The 18,046-nt window shown below is 57.7% G+C and carries 13 protein-coding genes and 1 pseudogene; 5 read left to right on the top strand and 9 right to left on the bottom strand.

What is annotated here, in order from left to right; all coding sequences use genetic code 11:
* Window positions 1-48: 48 nt before the first annotated feature.
* Together recJ and J3P93_RS22290 are read left to right on the top strand one after the other, a co-directional pair.
* On the top strand, window positions 49-1,758 hold the full coding sequence (gene recJ, locus J3P93_RS22295; protein WP_434591965.1) for a single-stranded-DNA-specific exonuclease RecJ: 1,710 nt from the start codon (window positions 49-51) through the stop codon (window positions 1,756-1,758).
* Window positions 1,759-2,023: 265 nt separating this feature from the next.
* On the top strand, window positions 2,024-3,130 hold the full coding sequence (locus J3P93_RS22290) for an NADH:flavin oxidoreductase/NADH oxidase (protein WP_434591962.1): 1,107 nt from the start codon (window positions 2,024-2,026) through the stop codon (window positions 3,128-3,130).
* A gap of 201 nt (window positions 3,131-3,331) precedes the next feature.
* Here J3P93_RS22290 and J3P93_RS22285 read toward each other — a convergent pair whose 3' ends face one another.
* A complete protein-coding gene (locus J3P93_RS22285) occupies window positions 3,332-4,960 on the bottom strand; it encodes a glucan biosynthesis protein D (protein ID WP_434591959.1) in 1,629 nt (542 codons plus the stop codon).
* Between the two features lie 404 nt (window positions 4,961-5,364).
* Here J3P93_RS22285 and J3P93_RS22280 point away from each other — a divergent pair, with 404 nt between their 5' ends.
* Together J3P93_RS22280 and J3P93_RS22275 are read left to right on the top strand one after the other, a co-directional pair.
* Complete coding sequence (locus J3P93_RS22280) at window positions 5,365-5,550, top strand: hypothetical protein (RefSeq protein WP_093104396.1); 186 nt, start codon at window positions 5,365-5,367, stop codon at window positions 5,548-5,550.
* Between the two features lie 217 nt (window positions 5,551-5,767).
* Window positions 5,768-6,019, top strand: a complete 252-nt coding sequence (locus J3P93_RS22275; RefSeq protein WP_203420882.1) for an AbrB/MazE/SpoVT family DNA-binding domain-containing protein — start codon at window positions 5,768-5,770, stop codon at window positions 6,017-6,019.
* 159 nt (window positions 6,020-6,178) lie between these two features.
* Here the strand turns inward: J3P93_RS22275 and J3P93_RS22270 are convergent, their stop codons facing one another.
* Entirely contained in the window at window positions 6,179-7,603 is a 1,425-nt protein-coding gene (locus J3P93_RS22270; protein WP_434591956.1) for a gamma-aminobutyraldehyde dehydrogenase, read from the bottom strand.
* Between the two features lie 86 nt (window positions 7,604-7,689).
* Complete coding sequence (locus J3P93_RS22265; RefSeq protein ID WP_434591953.1) at window positions 7,690-7,881, bottom strand: hypothetical protein; 192 nt, start codon at window positions 7,879-7,881, stop codon at window positions 7,690-7,692.
* Window positions 7,882-7,971: 90 nt separating this feature from the next.
* Here J3P93_RS22265 and J3P93_RS22260 point away from each other — a divergent pair, with 90 nt between their 5' ends.
* Window positions 7,972-8,694 (top strand): tellurite resistance TerB family protein, encoded by a 723-nt coding sequence (locus tag J3P93_RS22260; protein WP_434591951.1) that lies wholly within the window; start codon window positions 7,972-7,974, stop codon window positions 8,692-8,694.
* Window positions 8,695-8,847: 153 nt separating this feature from the next.
* Here J3P93_RS22260 and J3P93_RS22255 read toward each other — a convergent pair.
* From J3P93_RS22255 to tssI, 6 genes and pseudogenes are all read right to left on the bottom strand, one after another.
* A pseudogene (locus J3P93_RS22255) lies at window positions 8,848-9,081 on the bottom strand (hypothetical protein); the annotation flags it as partial.
* 18 nt (window positions 9,082-9,099) lie between these two features.
* On the bottom strand, window positions 9,100-9,405 hold the full coding sequence (locus J3P93_RS22250; RefSeq protein ID WP_434591948.1) for a hypothetical protein: 306 nt from the start codon (window positions 9,403-9,405) through the stop codon (window positions 9,100-9,102).
* A 777-nt stretch (window positions 9,406-10,182) separates the two neighbouring features.
* Complete coding sequence (locus J3P93_RS22245; RefSeq protein ID WP_258450393.1) at window positions 10,183-10,470, bottom strand: barstar family protein; 288 nt, start codon at window positions 10,468-10,470, stop codon at window positions 10,183-10,185.
* A gap of 3 nt (window positions 10,471-10,473) precedes the next feature.
* Window positions 10,474-15,147 (bottom strand): RHS repeat-associated core domain-containing protein, encoded by a 4,674-nt coding sequence (locus J3P93_RS22240; RefSeq protein ID WP_434591945.1) that lies wholly within the window; start codon window positions 15,145-15,147, stop codon window positions 10,474-10,476.
* The gene (locus tag J3P93_RS22235) at window positions 15,147-15,884 is read right to left on the bottom strand and encodes a DUF4123 domain-containing protein (RefSeq protein WP_434591942.1); all 738 of its coding nucleotides are present in this window, start codon (window positions 15,882-15,884) and stop codon (window positions 15,147-15,149) included. The genes J3P93_RS22240 and J3P93_RS22235 overlap by 1 nt, the downstream gene beginning before the upstream one ends.
* A complete protein-coding gene (tssI, locus tag J3P93_RS22230) occupies window positions 15,874-17,916 on the bottom strand; it encodes a type VI secretion system tip protein TssI/VgrG (RefSeq protein WP_434591939.1) in 2,043 nt (680 codons plus the stop codon). Before tssI ends, J3P93_RS22235 begins: the two co-directional genes overlap by 11 nt.
* Between the last annotated feature and the right edge of the window lie 130 nt (window positions 17,917-18,046).

Here is an 18,046-nt window from a genome sequence, read left to right as displayed (position 1 = left end):
CCAGCACCGGAATAATCCCACGTAACCAAGAGAAGTCTCCGTCACCCCATGCGTATCGAACCTCGTCAATTGCCCGCCACGCTGCCCTTTCTGGGTGATCTGCCACCGCTGCTGACCCGCCTGTATGCGGCGCGGGGCGTGCAGTCCGAGGCCGAGCTGGACAAGAGTCTGACGCGGTTGATTCCGTACCAGCAACTCAAGGGCATCAATGCCGCCGTCGACCTGCTGGTGACCGCGCTGGAGCAACGCCAGCGCATCCTCATCGTCGGCGACTTCGATGCGGACGGCGCCACGGCCAGCACCGTTGGCGTACTGGGTTTGCGTCTGTTGGGTGCGGCCCATGTCGATTACCTGGTTCCGAATCGTTTCGAATATGGCTATGGCCTGACCCCGGAAATCGTCGACGTCGCGCTGACCCGCGAGCCGCAATTGCTGATCACCGTGGATAACGGCATCTCCAGTGTCGAAGGCGTCGCAGCGGCGAAACGCGCCGGCCTGAAAGTGCTGATCACTGACCACCACTTGCCCGGCGATGAGTTGCCGCAGGCCGATGCGCTGGTCAACCCGAATCAGCCGGGCTGCGAATTTCCGAGCAAGGCGTTGGCCGGTGTCGGCGTGATCTTTTACGTGCTGATGGCGTTGCGTGCGCGCCTGCGCAGCCTCGGCTGGTACGAGAGCAAGCCGCAACCGAACATCGGCGAACTGCTCGATCTGGTGGCGCTCGGCAGCGTCGCCGACGTGGTGCCGCTGGACGCCAACAACCGCATTCTGGTGCATCAGGGGCTTGAGCGGATTCGCGCCGGCCGTGCCCGGCCGGGGATAAAAGCGATTCTGGAAGTCGCCAAGCGTGACGCCGCGCGTATCACCTCCACCGATCTAGGCTTTATTGTCGGCCCGCGTCTCAATGCGGCCGGGCGTCTGGATGACATGAGCCTGGGCATCGAATGCCTGCTCACCAGCGATGCCAATCTGGCCCGGGAAATGGCCGCGCAACTGGACGGCATGAACCAGGACCGTAAATCCATCGAGCAGGGCATGCAGCGTGAAGCGCTGGCGCAGCTCAAGGACTTGCCGGTGGAGTCGATGCCGTTTGGTCTGTGCCTGTTCGATCCGGAGTGGCACCAAGGCGTGATCGGCATCCTCGCCTCGCGAATGAAAGAGCGTTATTTCCGTCCGACCATTGCGTTCGCCGATGCCGGCGATGGCCTGCTCAAGGGCTCGGGGCGTTCGGTGCAGGGTTTCCATATTCGCGATGCGCTGAGTGTGGTCGCCGCGCAGCATCCGAACCTGATCGCCAAGTATGGTGGCCACGCGATGGCGGCCGGTCTGACCTTGGCACAGGAGAATTTTCCGTTGTTCGCCGAGGCTTTTGACGCTGAAGTGCGTCGGCAACTTCGCGAAGACGACCTGACTGGACGCATGCTCACCGATGGCACCCTGGCGGTCGAGGAGTTCCACCTCGAACTGGCCCGCGCGTTGCGTCATGCCGGGCCATGGGGGCAACACTTTCCAGAACCGGTGTTCCATGGCGTGTTCCAGTTGGTCGAACAGCGCGTGGTTGGCGAGCGGCATTTGAAAGTGGTGTTGAAAAGCGAGTGTGGCTCGGTGAAGCTGGATGGCATTGCGTTTGGTATTGATCGGGATATCTGGCCGAATCCGACGATTCAGTGGGTCGAGCTGGCCTACAAACTCGATGTGAACGAGTTTCGTGGCAATGAGACTGTGCAGTTGATGATTGCCCATATCGAACCGCGTTAAGCCCTTCGCGAGCAGGCTCGCTCCCACAGGGAATCGGATTCCAAAGTGGGAGCGAGCCTGCTCACGAAAGCTGTTTTTCACACACTGAATCACTCTGAACCCTCCCGCCTCCCCGGTTGTCGACTAGGCTCTAAGCACTGCTTGATTGGCCTTGTGACGTCTTGTCGAATTTTTGCCCGCGGGGGCGGGTGCTGCACTTTTTCTGTCACTCGTCGACTTTTCAAACAGAACCCTGGAGCCTGCCCACTGATTCGAGAGGTGCCCCATGAGTCTGCTGCTTGAACCTTTTACCCTGCGCCAACTGACCCTGCCCAACCGCATCGCCGTCTCGCCGATGTGCCAATACTCCAGCGTCGACGGCCTGGCCAACGACTGGCATCTGGTGCATCTGGGCAGTCGCGCGGTGGGCGGCGCCGGTCTGGTGTTTACCGAAGCCACGGCGGTAACGGCCGACGGACGGATCACCGCCGAAGACCTCGGCCTGTGGAACGACGAACAGATTGCGCCGTTGCAGCGCATCACCCGCTTCATCACTTCCCAAGGCGCGGTCGCCGGTATTCAACTGGCCCACGCCGGACGCAAGGCCAGCACCCATCGGCCGTGGATCGGCAAGCATGGCAGCGTCAAACCCGAGGAGGGTGGTTGGACCCCGGTCGGGCCTTCGCCGATCGCTTTCGATCCGCAGCACACACAACCGAAACAGCTTGATGAAGGGCAGATAGCCGCCGTCATTCAAGCCTTCGTCGATGCCGCCAAACGCGCGCTGACGGCGGGTTTCAGCGTGGTCGAGGTGCATGCTGCGCACGGTTATCTGCTGCATCAGTTTCTCTCGCCGCTGAGTAATCAACGCCAGGATCAGTACGGCGGTTCGTTCGAAAATCGTATTCGACTGGTGCTGCAAGTCACCGAAGCGGTGCGGGCGGTGTGGCCGGAAGAACTGCCGGTGTTTGTTCGGGTGTCCGCCACCGACTGGGTGGAAGACGGTTGGAACCCGGATGAAACCGTGGAACTGGCGCGGCGCCTGCACACGCTGGGCGCTGATCTGATCGATGTGTCCTCGGGCGGTACGGCGGCCAATGCGGAGATTCCTGTCGGGCCGGGTTATCAGACGCGCTTCGCTGAACGGGTGCGCAAAGAGTCAGGCATCGCCACCGGCACCGTGGGCATGATTACCGAGCCGGCGCAGGCCGAGCATATTTTGCGTACCTGTCAGGCCGATATCATTTTCCTCGCGCGGGAACTGCTGCGTGACCCGTACTGGCCGCTGCATGCCGATGATGATCTGGGCGGGCGCAAAGCGGTGTGGCCGGCGCAGTATCAGCGGGCGACGCATCGGGATCAGCCGATTCATGAGTCTGATTTGCGGGATTGAGTCAGTCGAGATTAAGCAAAAAAACCCGGTCAGTGATGGCCGGGGCTTTTTTTCGTCTGGTTGTCTTTGTTGCCATGCTGGCGCCATCGCTGGCAAGCCAGCTCCCACAGGTTTGGTGGCGTACGCAAAATTTGTGCTCGACACCATTCACTGTGGGAGCTGGCTTGCCAGCGATGAGGCCCGTGCAGGCGCCTCAAATCCTCAAGGGTACTTGCGCTTGTCCGGCGCCGGCGGGAAGTACTGGTACAACCAGGTCTCGCTCAACGTGCGGTCATTGGTGCGGATAAACAGGCGCAGCTCCACCGGCTCGACGCTGTCACTGGTCGGGTACCAGTCGAACAGGATCCGGTAACCCTTGATGTCATCCAGCACCAGCACGCTGAAGTCCTGCACCTTGCCGTTCGAGCAGGTCACCACCGGTTCAATCCCGGTGCCCTGCGGCAAGCGCTCCAGACCGCCGCCGGTGAAGTCCACGGCAAAGCGTCGCGCCCACACCTTCGGATAATGCTCGCCGGGTGCCCAGCCTTCGGTGAATCCACCCATGCCGGAACGGGTCGCGTGCACCCGCGCCAACGGCGTGCCAACGGGCGGCAAGGCGCTCCAGTAGAGCTTGTAGCCGTAATTCAGCGAATCGCCGGCAGCCACCGGTTTCTTCGGCGTCCAGAACGCCACGATGTTGTCCAGGGTCTCGCCGGTCGTAGGGATTTCCAGCAGATCTATCGAGCCTTCGCCCCATGGGGTAGTCGGTTCGACCCACAGGCTCGGGCGTTTGCTGTACCAGTCGACCGTGTCCTGATAGTTGGCGAATTCGTGGTCGGTCTGCACCAGGCCGAAGCCCTTCGGATCCTTGTCGGCAAAAGCGTTGAATTGCAGGGTGGCCGGGTTGTTCAGCGGGCGGCAGATCCACTCGCCGTTGCCGCGCCACATGGCCAGGCGATCCGAGTCGTGGATTTGCGGGTGAATGGTGTCGCACATACGCCGCTCGTGGGTGCCGCAGCTGAACATGCTGGTCATTGGCGAAATGCCCAACTGTTCGATGGCGGTACGCGCATTGATGTGCGCGTCGATTTCCATGACCACGCGTTCGGCCTGGCAATCGATGTCGAAGCGATAGGCACCGGTGGCGCTCGGCGAGTCGAGCAGGGCGTAGACCACAAAACGCGTGGCGTTCTTGTCCGGCGTCTCGAACCAGAATTTGGTGAAGTCAGGGAATTCCTCGCGCTTCTTGGCGTAGGTGTCGATCGCCAGCCCGCGCGCCGAGAGGCCATATTGGCCACTCGCATCGACGGCACGGAAATAACTCGCACCGAGGAACGACACCACGTCATGTCGATCGAGTTCCGGCGCCTTGAACAGTTTGAACCCGGCGAAACCCAGATCGCCTTTCAACTGTTGGGTGTCGACCGAAGTGTTCTCGTAATTGAACAGCGCCGGACGGAAATGCACTTCGCGCGCCAGGCGCGTTTTCGGATCAACGGCGTACATGCGCACCGGCTGGCGGAAACCCATGCCGACGTGGAAGAACTGCACATCCAGCTGGCCCTTGTTTTCCTTCCACAGGGAGTGCTCGCCGTCATAGCGGATAGCGTTGAAATTCTGCGGCGTCATCGTCGCCAGCGTTGGCGGCAATACCTGTTTCGTATCCTGATAGGCGCTGCCGGCCAGTTGCTTGGCCTGACGCTTGAGCGCTTCGAAATCGAACGCCTGCGCTTCGCCATCGGCGGCGCCGCCATTGGCCGCCCAGGCACGCGTGGCCAGCAGGCCAGTGGCCGAAAGACCGGTGTAAGCCGCGATGGCCATGGACGCTTTGAGCAAATTCCTGCGATGCATATATACAACCTGTCGTGTGCAATCCCGTGCCGTTCCTGGCACGTAGCGGATCGGAAATTACGGTTCGGTCATGCCTTCGGCCAAACGCAACGGACTATAAACAGATGCCCGCTAGCTTAATCGGTTCGATTGTCGAGCAAAAAGCCTTGTTTGCGTGGCGTCAGCTGGCAATGAAACAAGACATGTCTGTAATTTTTCTGACAGGGTCCTCTGATTTAAAGGGCATAACTGCTTTTTTCGATTAATTACTCTAAAAACTCCTTTTCAGCGCCGATTTAATTCCTATTCTATGGGCAAGACCGGATACAAGCCTTCGTGTCGGCGGGGCACACGACACTGCTCAAAAGAGGCAGGGCGATGTGAGGTTCAGCAGTTTCTTGACTCATCAGAGAAGGACATCGTCCATGGCAAAAATACACGGCATCACCGAAATGTTAGGGATCTTTCCTTGCCTGGGTGGCGGGCGCAGAAGACGCCGGCTCAGTTCGGAAGAGTTGAAGCTGGTTGAACGCTATCGAGAGCTTTCCGAGAATGACCGGATCGCGATGAGGTATCTGGTGGATGCAATGCGGAGTGTTTCGCGGTTCTAACGAGAAAAACTGAAAAGGGAGCGGGCTGCAAAGCCCGCCCCCTTTTTCGAAGCGAACACATCGCGCGTTAGCCACAGTTCAATGGAGGGCATGCAGGCAGGTTTTGAAGTAGGCGTTTCCTTCGAGTTGAGGGAAGAATTCCTACAATATGTGGCGGTTGCAGATCCCGGTAACAGGTATTACGTTGTTCATACGAGTAATACTCTTGGAGCACCACATGACGACAACCATGACGAGCAAGGGCCAGGTCACTATTCCGAAACCAATACGTGACGCCCTTCAACTGACGCCGGGCTCGGCCGTTGAGTTCAGTGTCAATGAACAGGGCGAAGTGGTTTTGCACAGTGCCAGACACGCTGGAGAGCAGACAACGGCACCGGATCGATTTGATGCGGTTCGTGGCAAGGCGGACATCAAGTGGCGAACCGATGATTTGATGGCGTTACTCCCTGAAGTTGCCGTTGTTTAGTTCAGAACTCCAAGCGGTATCGTAATTACTTCCCCTCGGTCCAGTTGATTACGCCCTCCTGATTATTTAATGGGGGCTGCCGCAATCGCCAGCAGGCTGGCTCCGGCATTTAGAATGCGTTTCCTCTGTGGAAGCCAGCCTGCTCGGGAGTTGTTGCCCTCAGTGCTTGAACATCACATGCCGAACCGTGGTGTAGTCCTCCAGCCCATACATCGACATGTCCTTGCCGTACCCGGACATTTTCTGACCGCCGTGGGGCATTTCGCTGACGAGCATGAAGTGCGTGTTGACCCAGGTGCAGCCGTACTGCAGCCGCGCTGACAGGCGATGCGCACGCCCTGCGTCGGCGGTCCAGATGGAGGAGGCGAGGCCGTAGTCGGAATCGTTGGCCCACTCCAGCGCTTGTGCTTCATCGGTAAATTTGGTCACCGAAACCACTGGGCCAAACACTTCACGGCGGACGATCTCGTCGTCCTGCTGCGCATCGGCGAGTACCGTCGGTTCGAAGAAGAAGCCATTACCTTCGACAGCCTTGCCGCCGGTGATCAAGCGGATGTGCGGCTGCGCTACGGCGCGCTCGACGAAAGCGGCGACGCGGTCGCGGTGTTGTGCGGTGATCAGCGGGCCCAGCTCGGTGGAGGGATCATCCTGCACGCCGTATTTGATCGTACTGACCGCCGCGCCGAGTTTCTCGACGAATTTGTCGTAAATCCCTTGCTGCGCGTAGATCCCGCAGGCGGCGGTGCAGTCCTGCCCGGCATTGTAGAACCCGAAGGTCCGAATGCCGTCTACCGCCGCGTCGAGGTCGGCGTCGTCGAAGATGATCACCGGTGCCTTGCCACCCAGTTCCATGTGCATGCGTTTAACGCTGTCGGCCGTGCTGGAAATGATGTTCGATCCGGTGGCGATCGAACCGGTCAGCGAAACCATGCGTACTTTCGGATGGCTGACCAGTGGACTGCCGACGGTAGCGCCCCTGCCGAACACCAGATTGAGTACACCGGCTGGGAAAATATCCAACGCCAATTCGGCCAGACGCAACGCCGTCAGCGGGGTTTGTTCCGACGGCTTGAGCACCACGGTATTACCGGCGGCCAGCGCCGGGGCGATTTTCCAGGCGACCATCATCAGCGGGTAATTCCACGGCGCGATGGAGGCGATCACCCCGACCGGATCGCGACGGATCATTGAAGTGTGACCGGGCAAATATTCGCCAGCGGCCGAACCGCTCATGCAACGGCTGGCGCCGGCGAAGAAACGGAACACATCGGCAATCGCCGGGATCTCGTCGTTGAGCGCGGCGCTGTAGGGTTTGCCGCAATTGTCGGATTCGAGTTTCGCCAGTTCCTCGCCATGGGCTTCGATGGCGTCGGCGAGCTTGAGCAACAGCCGCGAGCGGTCTTTCGGCGCGGTTTGCGACCACTCGGCAAAAGCGTTGTCGGCGGCGCGCACGGCAGCATCGACCTGGGCTTCGCTGGCTTCATTGATTTCCACCAGCACTTCGCCCAGCGCCGGGTTGAGCACCGATTGCGCAGGGCCTTCGCCGTTGACCAGTTGTCCGTTGATCAAGAGTCGGGTTTGCATAGCTGTGTCCTCTTAGAAGCAATTGTTATCTTTCTGAAGAAACCGAGAAACATTGTGGGAGCGAGCTTGCTCGCGAAAGCGGTGTGTCAGGCAACATCGATGCGGGATGTGACGGCCTCTTCGCGAGCAGGCTCACTCCTGACGACGATCTCGTCGATCGACAACCCGGTCACAAGAGCGTGGTCGATCGGGCGCATCTCGACAACGGCGATGGAATTTCGCGCTGGGCTGAAGTGTAGATCGGATTTTTCAAGGTCAGACGCGAGCGCGAGCAACATCTCGAAGCACACTCGCACCGCCGTCCCGGGCACTTTCGCACTAGGCTGAGGGCCTTACAGATCCGGATAACCCCTGTTTGGAGGCGGAACATGAACACCCGTGGATTGCTCGATCAACTGCTCAAATCCGGCCAGGATCTGCTGCAGAACAAGGCTGGCGGCGCATCGAACAAATCGGCTGCCGGCGGGCTGGGCGGATTGCTCGGCGGCTCGTCAGGCGCCAGCGGCCTCGGCGGCCTGCTCTCCGGCGCAGGCGGAGGCGCACTGGCGGCCGGCGCCATGGGCCTGCTGCTCGGCAACAAAAAAGTGCGCAAGGTCGGCGGCAAAGTCGCCATCTACGGCGGCCTCGCCGCACTCGGCGTGCTGGCCTACAAGGCCTACGGCAACTACAACGCGCAAAAAGGCAGCGCCCCCCAAACCGAACCGCAAACCCTCGACCGCCTGCCACCGGCACAAGTCGAACAACACAGCCAGGCCATTCTCAAAGCCCTGGTCGCCGCCGCCAAAGCCGACGGCCACATTGACGAGCGCGAGCGCGAACTGATCGAAGGCGAATTCAGCAAACTCGACAACGACCAGGAACTGCAACACTGGCTCCACGCCGAACTCAACAAACCCCTCGACCCCACCGACGTCGCCCGCGCCGCGAGCACGCCGGAAATGGCGGCAGAGATGTACATCGCCAGTGTGATGCTGGTGGATGAGGAGAATTTTATGGAGAAGAGCTATCTGGATGAACTGGCGCGGCAGTTGAAGCTGGAGCCGGGGTTTAAGGTGGAGTTGGAGAGGCAGGTGCGGTTGGCGGCGGTTTGAAATTATGGGTTTGAGAAATCGCAGCGTTGAGTTGCGATTTTTCCCGTGTCGTTGAGTAGGGCTTAAAACGGAGGTCGAAGTTTGTAATTCCGTTCTGGACCAGGTTCGATTGAAATTACGAGGGGACCAACTTGTTGGGATTTTTTTCGGGTCGTAGCGAGAGAGCGTCAGGCGGGAGCCGTTGAGGTCGATGCTGCTGAGTTGCCCGCCAGGCTGGTGGCGGCAATCGAGTTTGCTGCCATCGGGCAAGCGGCAGTGCTTGAGCTGGCCGACACTATCGTATTCGTAGCGCAGAGTGCCCCAGCCTTGGTGTTCCTCGATGAATCGGTCTTGCAGGTCGTATCTATAGGCAAACGGCTAATCACTGCCGTCGACGTTGACTAGTCGACGCGAGCGCGTCGATGCTTAAGTTTTTTTTAATTTATCCAACGTGTTATCTAACGCTTTCTCAAGATCGCCCAAAGTTTTGGCCGTTTCGGTGTATATAGGTGATTCCCAGTTTTGGTTTGCGATTAATGAGATTCTGAAGGCACCGTGTTCACTGAATTCGGGATACCATCCAATGTCTATTATTTGCTCGTGCGGGAATGATGCCTGTAATAGATCTTCCCTTAATTTATCTGTGGGGAGCGCAATTTTCGATCCGTCTAGGCTGGTTAATTCGTCAAAAGTTATCTTTCCGTCAAGATTTTTTATCTTTTCAGTATTCATAATTTATTTGTTCTTTTTCGTTGGATTGTAGGTAGGCGCGCGTGTGGCTCCTCCGGGTAGGGTATCCTGCGTCAGGCGGTCGAGGGCATCCCATTGCTAATTAGTGATCGCACCGGATTAGTCGTACGGGCGATTTGCCCGAATATGTATTGGGATTAAGTTTTGTTTTCGACATTGCTTGATAATTAAATGCTATCTGGTTACAGGTTTGCTCTGAGGTTGTTTTAGGGGCCTCGCTGCGCGAAGTGGACGCAGTCATGTACATCTAAGTATATTAATGTGCTTAAGTTTTCAGGGGTTATCCAGAATGGAAAGCCTGTTGATTCGAAAAGTAGCGTTCTTAGGTCTTCCGTGGTTTCAAGCCTCCAAGCGTGAATATGGTCGTCTTGAACTATGAGAATAGGCTTCTCAAAATTTTCCAGTGTGTCAACTGTCTTCCAGTATTCTGGGTCGTGTTTTTTTTTTTGGTGTTTTTCAGAAAATATGGATCCATATTTTTCGCTTTTGATGAGAAAAAAAGCGACGTTATCTTGCTTGTGAGTGCTGATAAATCATGGACGCTGAATTTTTTATTTTTTATTTTTTATTTTTTGCTGTGCCAATGTTGTATCGATTTCTTTTTCCAAGTAATTCATTGGGCAATATTCAGGCGTAGTTCGCTTTGATATGAAGATTTTGGCAAGTTGTAGGCGCAAGGATGCATTGTCTAATTTGCTTTACTCTTGTCGGGGTGTGCTTGTCGTCAAGAGAAAGCCATGATTAAGTAAAAATTGCTTGTTACTTTAATTCGTAGTTGAACTTTTCACCTAAGTCTAGAGAAATGTCTTGGTTTTTAGTTCGTTCGAATATCGCTATTATTTTCTCATATGTTTCGCCAAGATTTTGTTTAGAGTCTCTCGAATTTCGCCATACTATATTAATCGGGCGTTCCACATTCGTGCTTAGCAGGTCCCATAAGGCGTTTAGGTTGTTTCCGTAGTATTGTGATACGGAAAAGGCAGAAGCTATACGCTTATGAAAGTCTTGTTCGTTTAAGATTGATAAGCCATCAAGTTCAATTTTCATTTGTTATTGCTTCCATGTTCCAATTGGGCTGACGGTATCATAGTGATCGCTGGTGATATATAGCAGGCCGTCATTCGAATAGAGTAACCTGGTTCCCGGTTGGTTGCTCCGTGACATTGCGTTGCTGAGGCCGACGTCGGCTTCATACCAAGTTCGGCCAGAGGCGGATGGAAGGATATTTGTATCATTATAGAAAATATCTCCACCTATCTGCCCACCGGGGACGCTGTTGTTGACTGCCTTACCTGGTTTCCATCCGCTCTGAGCAGCCTGAGCCTTAGTAACGTAATTAGGAGGAAGCTCTCCGGTAGATCGCAGGCTTTCGACTAAGGGGTTAGCGGCCTCAGTCGTTCTAAGGTCCCGTTTCATTGCAGCGTATTTAGCAGCGTTATGGGCAGAGTTGTCATATGGTTCGGGTTGTTCACAATCTTTACTTGCAAGCCCCAACGGATCCACCCACCCCGTAGGGTTAGGCACGTACTGGTAGCTATTCAACCCACCCGCAAGCTTGATCGGATCCGGCGTCAAGAACCGTCCAGTTCCCGGATTGTAGTAGCGGTGGCGGTTGTAATGTAACCCTGTCTCGACGTCGAAGTACTGACCCTGAAAACGCAGCGGGTTATCGATTTCGCTGACGTCCAGCGCGGCGAGGTTGCCATAGGCGCGGTACTTCGCCGACCACATGATTTCGCCGCTGTAGTCAGTCAGTTCCTGTGGCGTGCCGAGGTGGTCGAGTTGGTAATAGAACGGGGCCGCTTTTAGCGGGCCTTCGCCGTCGAGCATTGCCAGCGGGCGGAAAGTGCCCGGTTCGTAGATGTAGCTGCGGTAGCGGTTCTCGGCGCTTTCAGCGATGAGGTGTTCGCCTTGCCACAGAAACTCGGTGGTGTGACCGTCGACGGTTTTTTCAATGCGGCGGCCAAAGGCGTCGTATTTGTAGGTCGCTGTGCTGCCGCCCGGCAGGCTGACGCCGATCAGGCGGTGTTGGCAGTCGTAGCGGTATTCGGTGACGAGCTTTTGGCCGGTGCCGCGACTTTCACGGATCAGGTTGCCGTAGGCGTCGTAGTCGTAGTGGCGATCGCCTTGCATCAGCAAGCGATTGCCTTTGACGTTGGCGAGGTTCGCAACGGGCAGGTCATTTTGTCCTAGCAGGTTGCCTGCCGGGTCATGGGCGAAGCTCTCTGGCATGGCGCCGCGCACGCTGATCAGGCGATCCAGCGGGTCGTAGTGATAGCTGCGGTTGCCTTTGCGGCTGTCGTCGATTCCGGCGAGGTTGCCGTTGGCGTCGTAGTTGTAGCGACGCTGGAACAGATGCTTGTCCCGTTGGCTAACGCTGTGCGCTTGGAGGCGTCCCTGTTCATCGTATTGGTATTGGCTGAGCAATAGACCTTGTTGGCGTTGTTGCTCTCGACCGGCGTTGAACTGATGAGAGGTCAGGCGCGAGCCGTTGAGATCGATGCTGCTGAGTTGCCCGCCAGGCTGGTGGCGGTAATCGAGTTTGCTGCCATCGGGCAAGCGGCAGTGCTTGAGCTGGCCGACGCTATCGTATTCGTAGCGCAGAGTGCCCCAGCCTTGGTGTTCCTCGATGAGTCGGTCTTGTAGGTCGTATTTATAGGCGAGCGGCCAATGGCCGTCGTCAACGTTAACGAGGCGGCCAAGCGCGTCGTAGCTGTAGTGAATCTCTTCGCCGTCGGGCAGCGTTTTTACGAGCAAGCGGCCTGCGGCATCGCGCTGATATTCGGTGACCAGTTCGCTGCCGTCGTCGCCGAACTCGGTTTTCTTCAGCAGTTGGCCGTTGAGGTCGTACTCGTAGGCAGTCCGACGACCATCGAAGCCGGTTTCCTGTTGAATCAGGCCGTTGGCGTAGTAATCAAGGTGATAGTGCTCGCCGCGCTCGTTTTCAATTTCAGTGAGCAACAGACGCGAGTTGTCGTAGCGGTAGCGCAGTTGGCTGCCGTCGGGATTGATTCGGCGGCTGACGAGGTGAAGATTGTCGGCATATTCATAGCGGGTGATACGGCCAAGTTCGTCACGTTCAGCAGTGACATTGCCGTAGGCGTTGTAGCTGAATGCGCGAGTGGCGCCGCCGGGCAGCGTAACCTGGGCAAGGCGATTGGCAGGATCCCATTGGTAATGAGTGATCGCGCCGGACTCTTCCTGGCGAGTGATCTGCCTGCCTAGTGCATCGTAACGGTACTTGCGCTGACCGCCGTCGGGAAGGCGTTCTTCAAGCAGTTGACCGAGATCGTTCCAACCGAGTTGATGACGGCTGCCGTCCGGGTGACGGATTTCCAACAGACGACCCTGCGGGTCATAGCTGTAATGGGTGGCATTGCCGTCCGGGTCAATCTGCGCAGTGACATCACCCTGTCGGTTGCGTTGATACTTCCAACTGGCTTTGCCGCGACGAACGTCGCTGACGAAGCCGTTGACATATTCGTAAGTTGTAGCTTCGTCTTCTGGGGGGATGACAGCGGTCATCAGTCCGTTGTCGTCGTAGCGGTATTCGGTAACGGCGCCCAATGGGTCCTTTTCCGCGATCAATTGACCCTTGTCGTTATAGGCTTTTTGATGCTCGGCACCATCGGGATCAATTTTGCTGATCAGTCGCGCCTGATCATCGTGGGTGTAGACCTCTTCGCTACCATCGGCGTTGGTAACGGTAACGCTGCCTTTGTCGTCCCAGGCGTATTGCGCTTCCATCTGGGAAAAGTTGGCCCAGTGACGTGTACACCGAGACAGTTTGCCTTCGTTTTCCCACTCCCAGTAGAACGCCGCGCCGCCTGCCAATTGCCGCTCGAGAATGACGTGCTGGTCGTTGTAGCGATAGCGTTCGGCTTCGTCGGCGGCGTTCTTCGCCTCGATCAGGCGATGCTGCGTGTCGTAGCTGTAAGTGACCAGCGTCTGCACCGTGTTCCACGCGGCTTCAAGATTGTCCGCTGGCAGGAACTGTTGATAGTCGACGGCGATGATGTGCTTGCGATCGTAGCGCAGGAGCAGGGCGCGGCCGGCACCGTTGTCGAGACGTTTGATGCGCCCATGGATGTCGCGAGTAACGTGCAAGCGGTTGCCATAGCTATCGCTGATAGCGATCAGGGTCGCGCCTTTGCTGTCGAAGCGGAAGTGATAGAACGATGGTCGCTTGCCAGCCTGCGCGAGAATCAGCTCGGATGGATCGTCACCGAGAAAGATGGCCGCGTGCGATAGGCTGTTGGTGATGGCGGGACGCTGCTCGCTCGGAAGTGGGAAAACGGTGGAGCGGTTTTCCTGATCGGTCCAGATGACTTCATCGCCATTGATCTCGATGCGGTGGGCGAGCGCGTGGCTCCAGCCATAGCCGAGACCGCAGTCGATTTCCACAGCGCTGGTGCGATAGAGACGGGTCCATTCGAATGGCAGCAGGCCGTCGAGTTGGCCGTCAGTTAACGTCAATAACTCTTCGCCAGTGACCATCGAAACAGGGCACCCGCTAGTGCAAGTCTTTGCAGCAGGTTCTGCGCTCTTTTCGGCGGGATTCTTCGCCTGGTTCGATACGTCATCAGCGACTTTACCGTCAGCAAGTCTGGCGTTTTTCTTGCCATCAAAACGCAACTCGGAAATCCCGTTCCTAACCTTAGCCGTCACTCCGCGCGCCGCCACAGCGGTGTACTTGGCGACATACTCCATAAAACCATTGATGATCTTGAATACCGACTTCACGAAGCCGATGACTGCATTGAGTACAAGTTCGCCATACTTTTTCAGTCGGGCAGCCAGATAAATAACCCCGGTGCCTTCAGCCGCGATTGTCAGCACAACACCAATGACGATATCGATCGCGATACCGACAACGATCGCCGTGGTCATTTTCGCTACGTCGCCTGCCATCTTCATCGGCGGCAAGGCTGCCAGCCAGATCACCGCACTGCGTACCAGCAGGAACAGCGCTGCTTCGTCACTCGCCAGCAACATGGCTTTTTTCATGACGTCTGGCGAGCTTTTGGCAACTTTGATCAGCTCGTCTGCGCCAGCGCCGAGATCCTTGGCGAATTTCTTCGGATCCTGAAGGATATCGAGCACAAGGCTAATGCCGTCCCACACACCCTTGATGGCCTCCCAGCCACCTTCGAGTATGCCGTTGCCAACTGCCATCACTGTGCCGGAGGTGGAAAGGTTCGACCACTGGGGTTTGAAGCCCGCCCATTCCTTACGCAGGAAGCCTTCCAGATCCGCGGTCACGCCGCTGTAGGAGCTGAAGAGGGCGTCGATTTGCGCCGGCGTCACTTCGTTATGCACGCGGATCTGGTAGAACTTGCCGGGTACACCGCCGGTCCAGGCGGCTTTGCCTTGAGCGTCGAGTTTGACCTTGCTGACTGCGCCACCGTCCACAGCAACGATTTCGACTTCGATATCACCCACCGGAATGTCGTAAACCGATTCGAATTTGCTCTCGATCAGCAACGGACCTTTGAGTGGACATTGAGCCACGTTCGAGCTGAAGCTGCCGTCAGTCATGCTCACGGCTTTACTGGTGTTGCCAACCTTGATGACACGCTCCATGCCCAACAATGACGGCATGTCAGTGGCGCGACTGCCCTTGTCGAGCGCTCGCGCGTACCAGGTTTTGGTTTGTTCCTGATACAGCTTCAGACTGTCCTTGAAGGTGTTCAGTTGGTTGTCAACAAAGGCAACGCGATCCATCAGCCTTGCTCCAGAATCAGGTGATTTAACAATGCTTCTTTAAGGTTTTTCGGCGCATCCGGGCGGCGCACAAAACGGCTGACTTTCAGCTTGAGATTGTTCTCGGGCCACGCGGTGTAGAGGTCCAAACGGTCTTCTTCCAGCCATTGCATGAGATTGGCAATCAGCGTCGTGGGATTGTCCTTGCCCAAGCCATCCAGCAAAGCCTTCGGCACCTCCCACCACGGCCAATCCCGCACCTTCGGTACAACCCGCGTCCCAACCTCCAGCGCCTGACCATTAATCAGATATCGTTCAAACACCGGCAGCACCTCCCCGGCCTTTTCCCCCAGGCCATGCAGAATCGGGTAGATATGCCGCCCATCCCAAAACCTGAAAAACACCTCGGTGCCATCCGGCATCTTCACCTGCGTCAGGCTGCGCAGATGTTCGAACACTTCGTTCGGCGCTGAACGCGATATCGCCAGCCAGCCCCAGTCCAGCGCATCGGTTTCGGCGATCCAGGGCAGGAAGGCCGAATTCGGTTTGAGCTCGGTGAGGTAGGGCATCACCGGTTGCCAGGTGGAGTAGGGCGTGCCGCCCCAGATCGGCAGGAGCTGGGCGGTGGGTTCGGTGAGGTACAGGGTTTTCAGCGCGTCGGCATCGCTGGCGGCGCTGATGATCAAATACAGGCGCTCGCCGTTTTGTAGCGGCTCTTGCGCCAGCCAGTCCCTGGGGGTGATTCGATCAGATGGCACAGGCACCTGCCTTGCATTTTTCGCATTCTTCGCAGAACGGCGCGTTGCGTTTGAGGGTGTTGATTTGCGCCGGGGTCAGGACCTGGCCAGCCTTGTCGGCATCCGCCTGTTTCAACACGCCGGGCATCAACGGTGCGGCGCCCGTGCCAACGCCGGGGCTGCCCCCGGAGTTCATGTTGATCACCGGCCCGCTCATGGTCACGCCGCCGGCGTCGATCTTGATGAAGCTGCCGCCGCCGACCAGAGTCAGCTCGGCGCCGGCTTCCATCACCACTTTCATGCCGCTGCTGAGGTGGATTTCCTGGCCGGCGTCGATGAACTGGCCGGTGCCGATCTTGATGTGCTGGTTGACGCCCACGGTGAGGTGGTCGTTGGCGCGGGTTTCGACTTTGCGGTCGGCGTAGACGGTGTGGTGTTCTTCGGCCTTGAATTCGGTGTAGCTGTTCTGCTCGACGGTGTCGTGGCGTTCGTTGCCGACGCGGATTTTCTGGTCGTGCTCGATGTTCTCGTCCCAGTCGCGCTGGGCGTGCAGGTAGATCTGCTCCTGACCTTTCTTGTCTTCGATGCGCAGTTCGTTGTAGCCGCCACCGCCCATGGAGCTAAGGGTCTTGAAGGTGCTGCGGGTCTTGTTCGCCGGCAGGGCGTAGGGAACGGTGTTTTCCTTGTGGTACAGGCAGCCGCTGATCAGCGGTTGATCGGGATCGCCTTCAAGGAAGGTGACCAGCACTTCCATGCCGATGCGCGGGATGGCGATGCCGCCGTACTGGGCGCCGGCCCAGGCGCTGGAGACGCGCAGCCAGCAACTGGTCTTGTCGTCGGCCTGGCCTTCGCGGTCCCAGTGGAACTGGACTTTGACGCGGCCGTATTCGTCGCAGTGGATTTCTTCGCCTTTCGGGCCGGTGACCACGGCGCTCTGGCTGCCGAGGATGCGCGGTTTCGGGTGGCGCAGCGGTGGGCGATTGGGCACGTCCCACGGCGTCGCCTGAAAGCGGTTGCGATAGCCCTGATGGAAATCGTCTTTCAGTGCGGTGGTGTCGCTGGTCACCGACTCTTCGAGCACTTGCGGCTGCTTGCCTTCGTGGAGGACTTCGGTGAGCAGCCACAGATCGTTCCACTTGGCTTTGGGATGTTCGGTCAGGGCTAGGAAGTGGCCGCTGACCAGCAGTGGCTGATCGCTCTTGCCTTCGGCGAGCTGGAAGTCGCTGCGGTGGCGTTCGAGGGCGCGTTTGGCCAGGTGTTTGCCGCGCTCGCGGTCGATGAAACGGCCCGGGTAGTCGTAGTCTTCGAGGTCGGGCAGGGCGTCGCCACGGTTTTCGCTTTCCAGGGTCAGGCGCGGTTTTTCGAAGTCGTAATCGCGGCGCGTGGTGCGACTGGTGCGGGTTTCCAGGCGCAGGTCGAAGCGCTTGATCACCGGGTTGCTGGCGACCATACCGGAGTCTTGCTGGTAGGGCACAGGCGCCAGTTTCGGGAACACCGTCTGGTCATCGCCAAACACCAGCTTGTGCGCCGTGGCGCTGTGCTGGAAGTGGTAGTGAATGCCTTCTTCTTCGCACAGGCGCTGGATGAAATGCAGGTCCGATTCGTCGTACTGCACGCAGTAGATGCGTTCGGGATAGATCGAACCGGTCTTGAATTCGTAGGCGTTGCTTTGGATGCCGTGTTCTTCGAGAACCATGCCGATGATTTTCGGCACGCTGAGGTTCTGGAAGATGCGCTGGTTGATGCGGTGCGCGAGGTAGGACAGTTGCGGGCGCAAAGTCACCGAATAACGGGTCAGGCGCTTGCCGGAATCGCCTTGCGCGGCGCGGTAGATCTGGCCATGGATGCCGCTGCCGTCAGGCGACAGCTGCAGAAAGGCCGGTTTGTGCAGCAGGGTTTCGAGGTCCAGCGACGGCTGCTCACTGACCAGCTCCACCTCGAAGACAAAAGGCTGGCTGATGGCTTCCCGACCGGTGAGGGTAAACACCTGGAAATCAGCGGAAAGACCTTCGATGGTCAGGGCAAAGTGGGTTTCATTGGCCGGCGCGAACATCCCTTGTTCCTCGTGCTGTACAGCGGCGCTCGTCGACGCCCGCAAAAGCGGGTCAACGTACGCGAAATTCTGGAGGGGCGTAAACAACATCGACCAGCAGAGCTGGCCGATGCTTGTAACGATCAGCCGT

The sequence above is a fragment of the Pseudomonas sp. R3-57 genome (assembly GCF_051132065.1).
In the GTDB taxonomy this organism is placed as follows: domain Bacteria; phylum Pseudomonadota; class Gammaproteobacteria; order Pseudomonadales; family Pseudomonadaceae; genus Aquipseudomonas.
The sequence above is the reverse complement of the archived record's forward strand: the minus strand, read 5'-3'. Positions and strand labels throughout refer to the sequence as shown.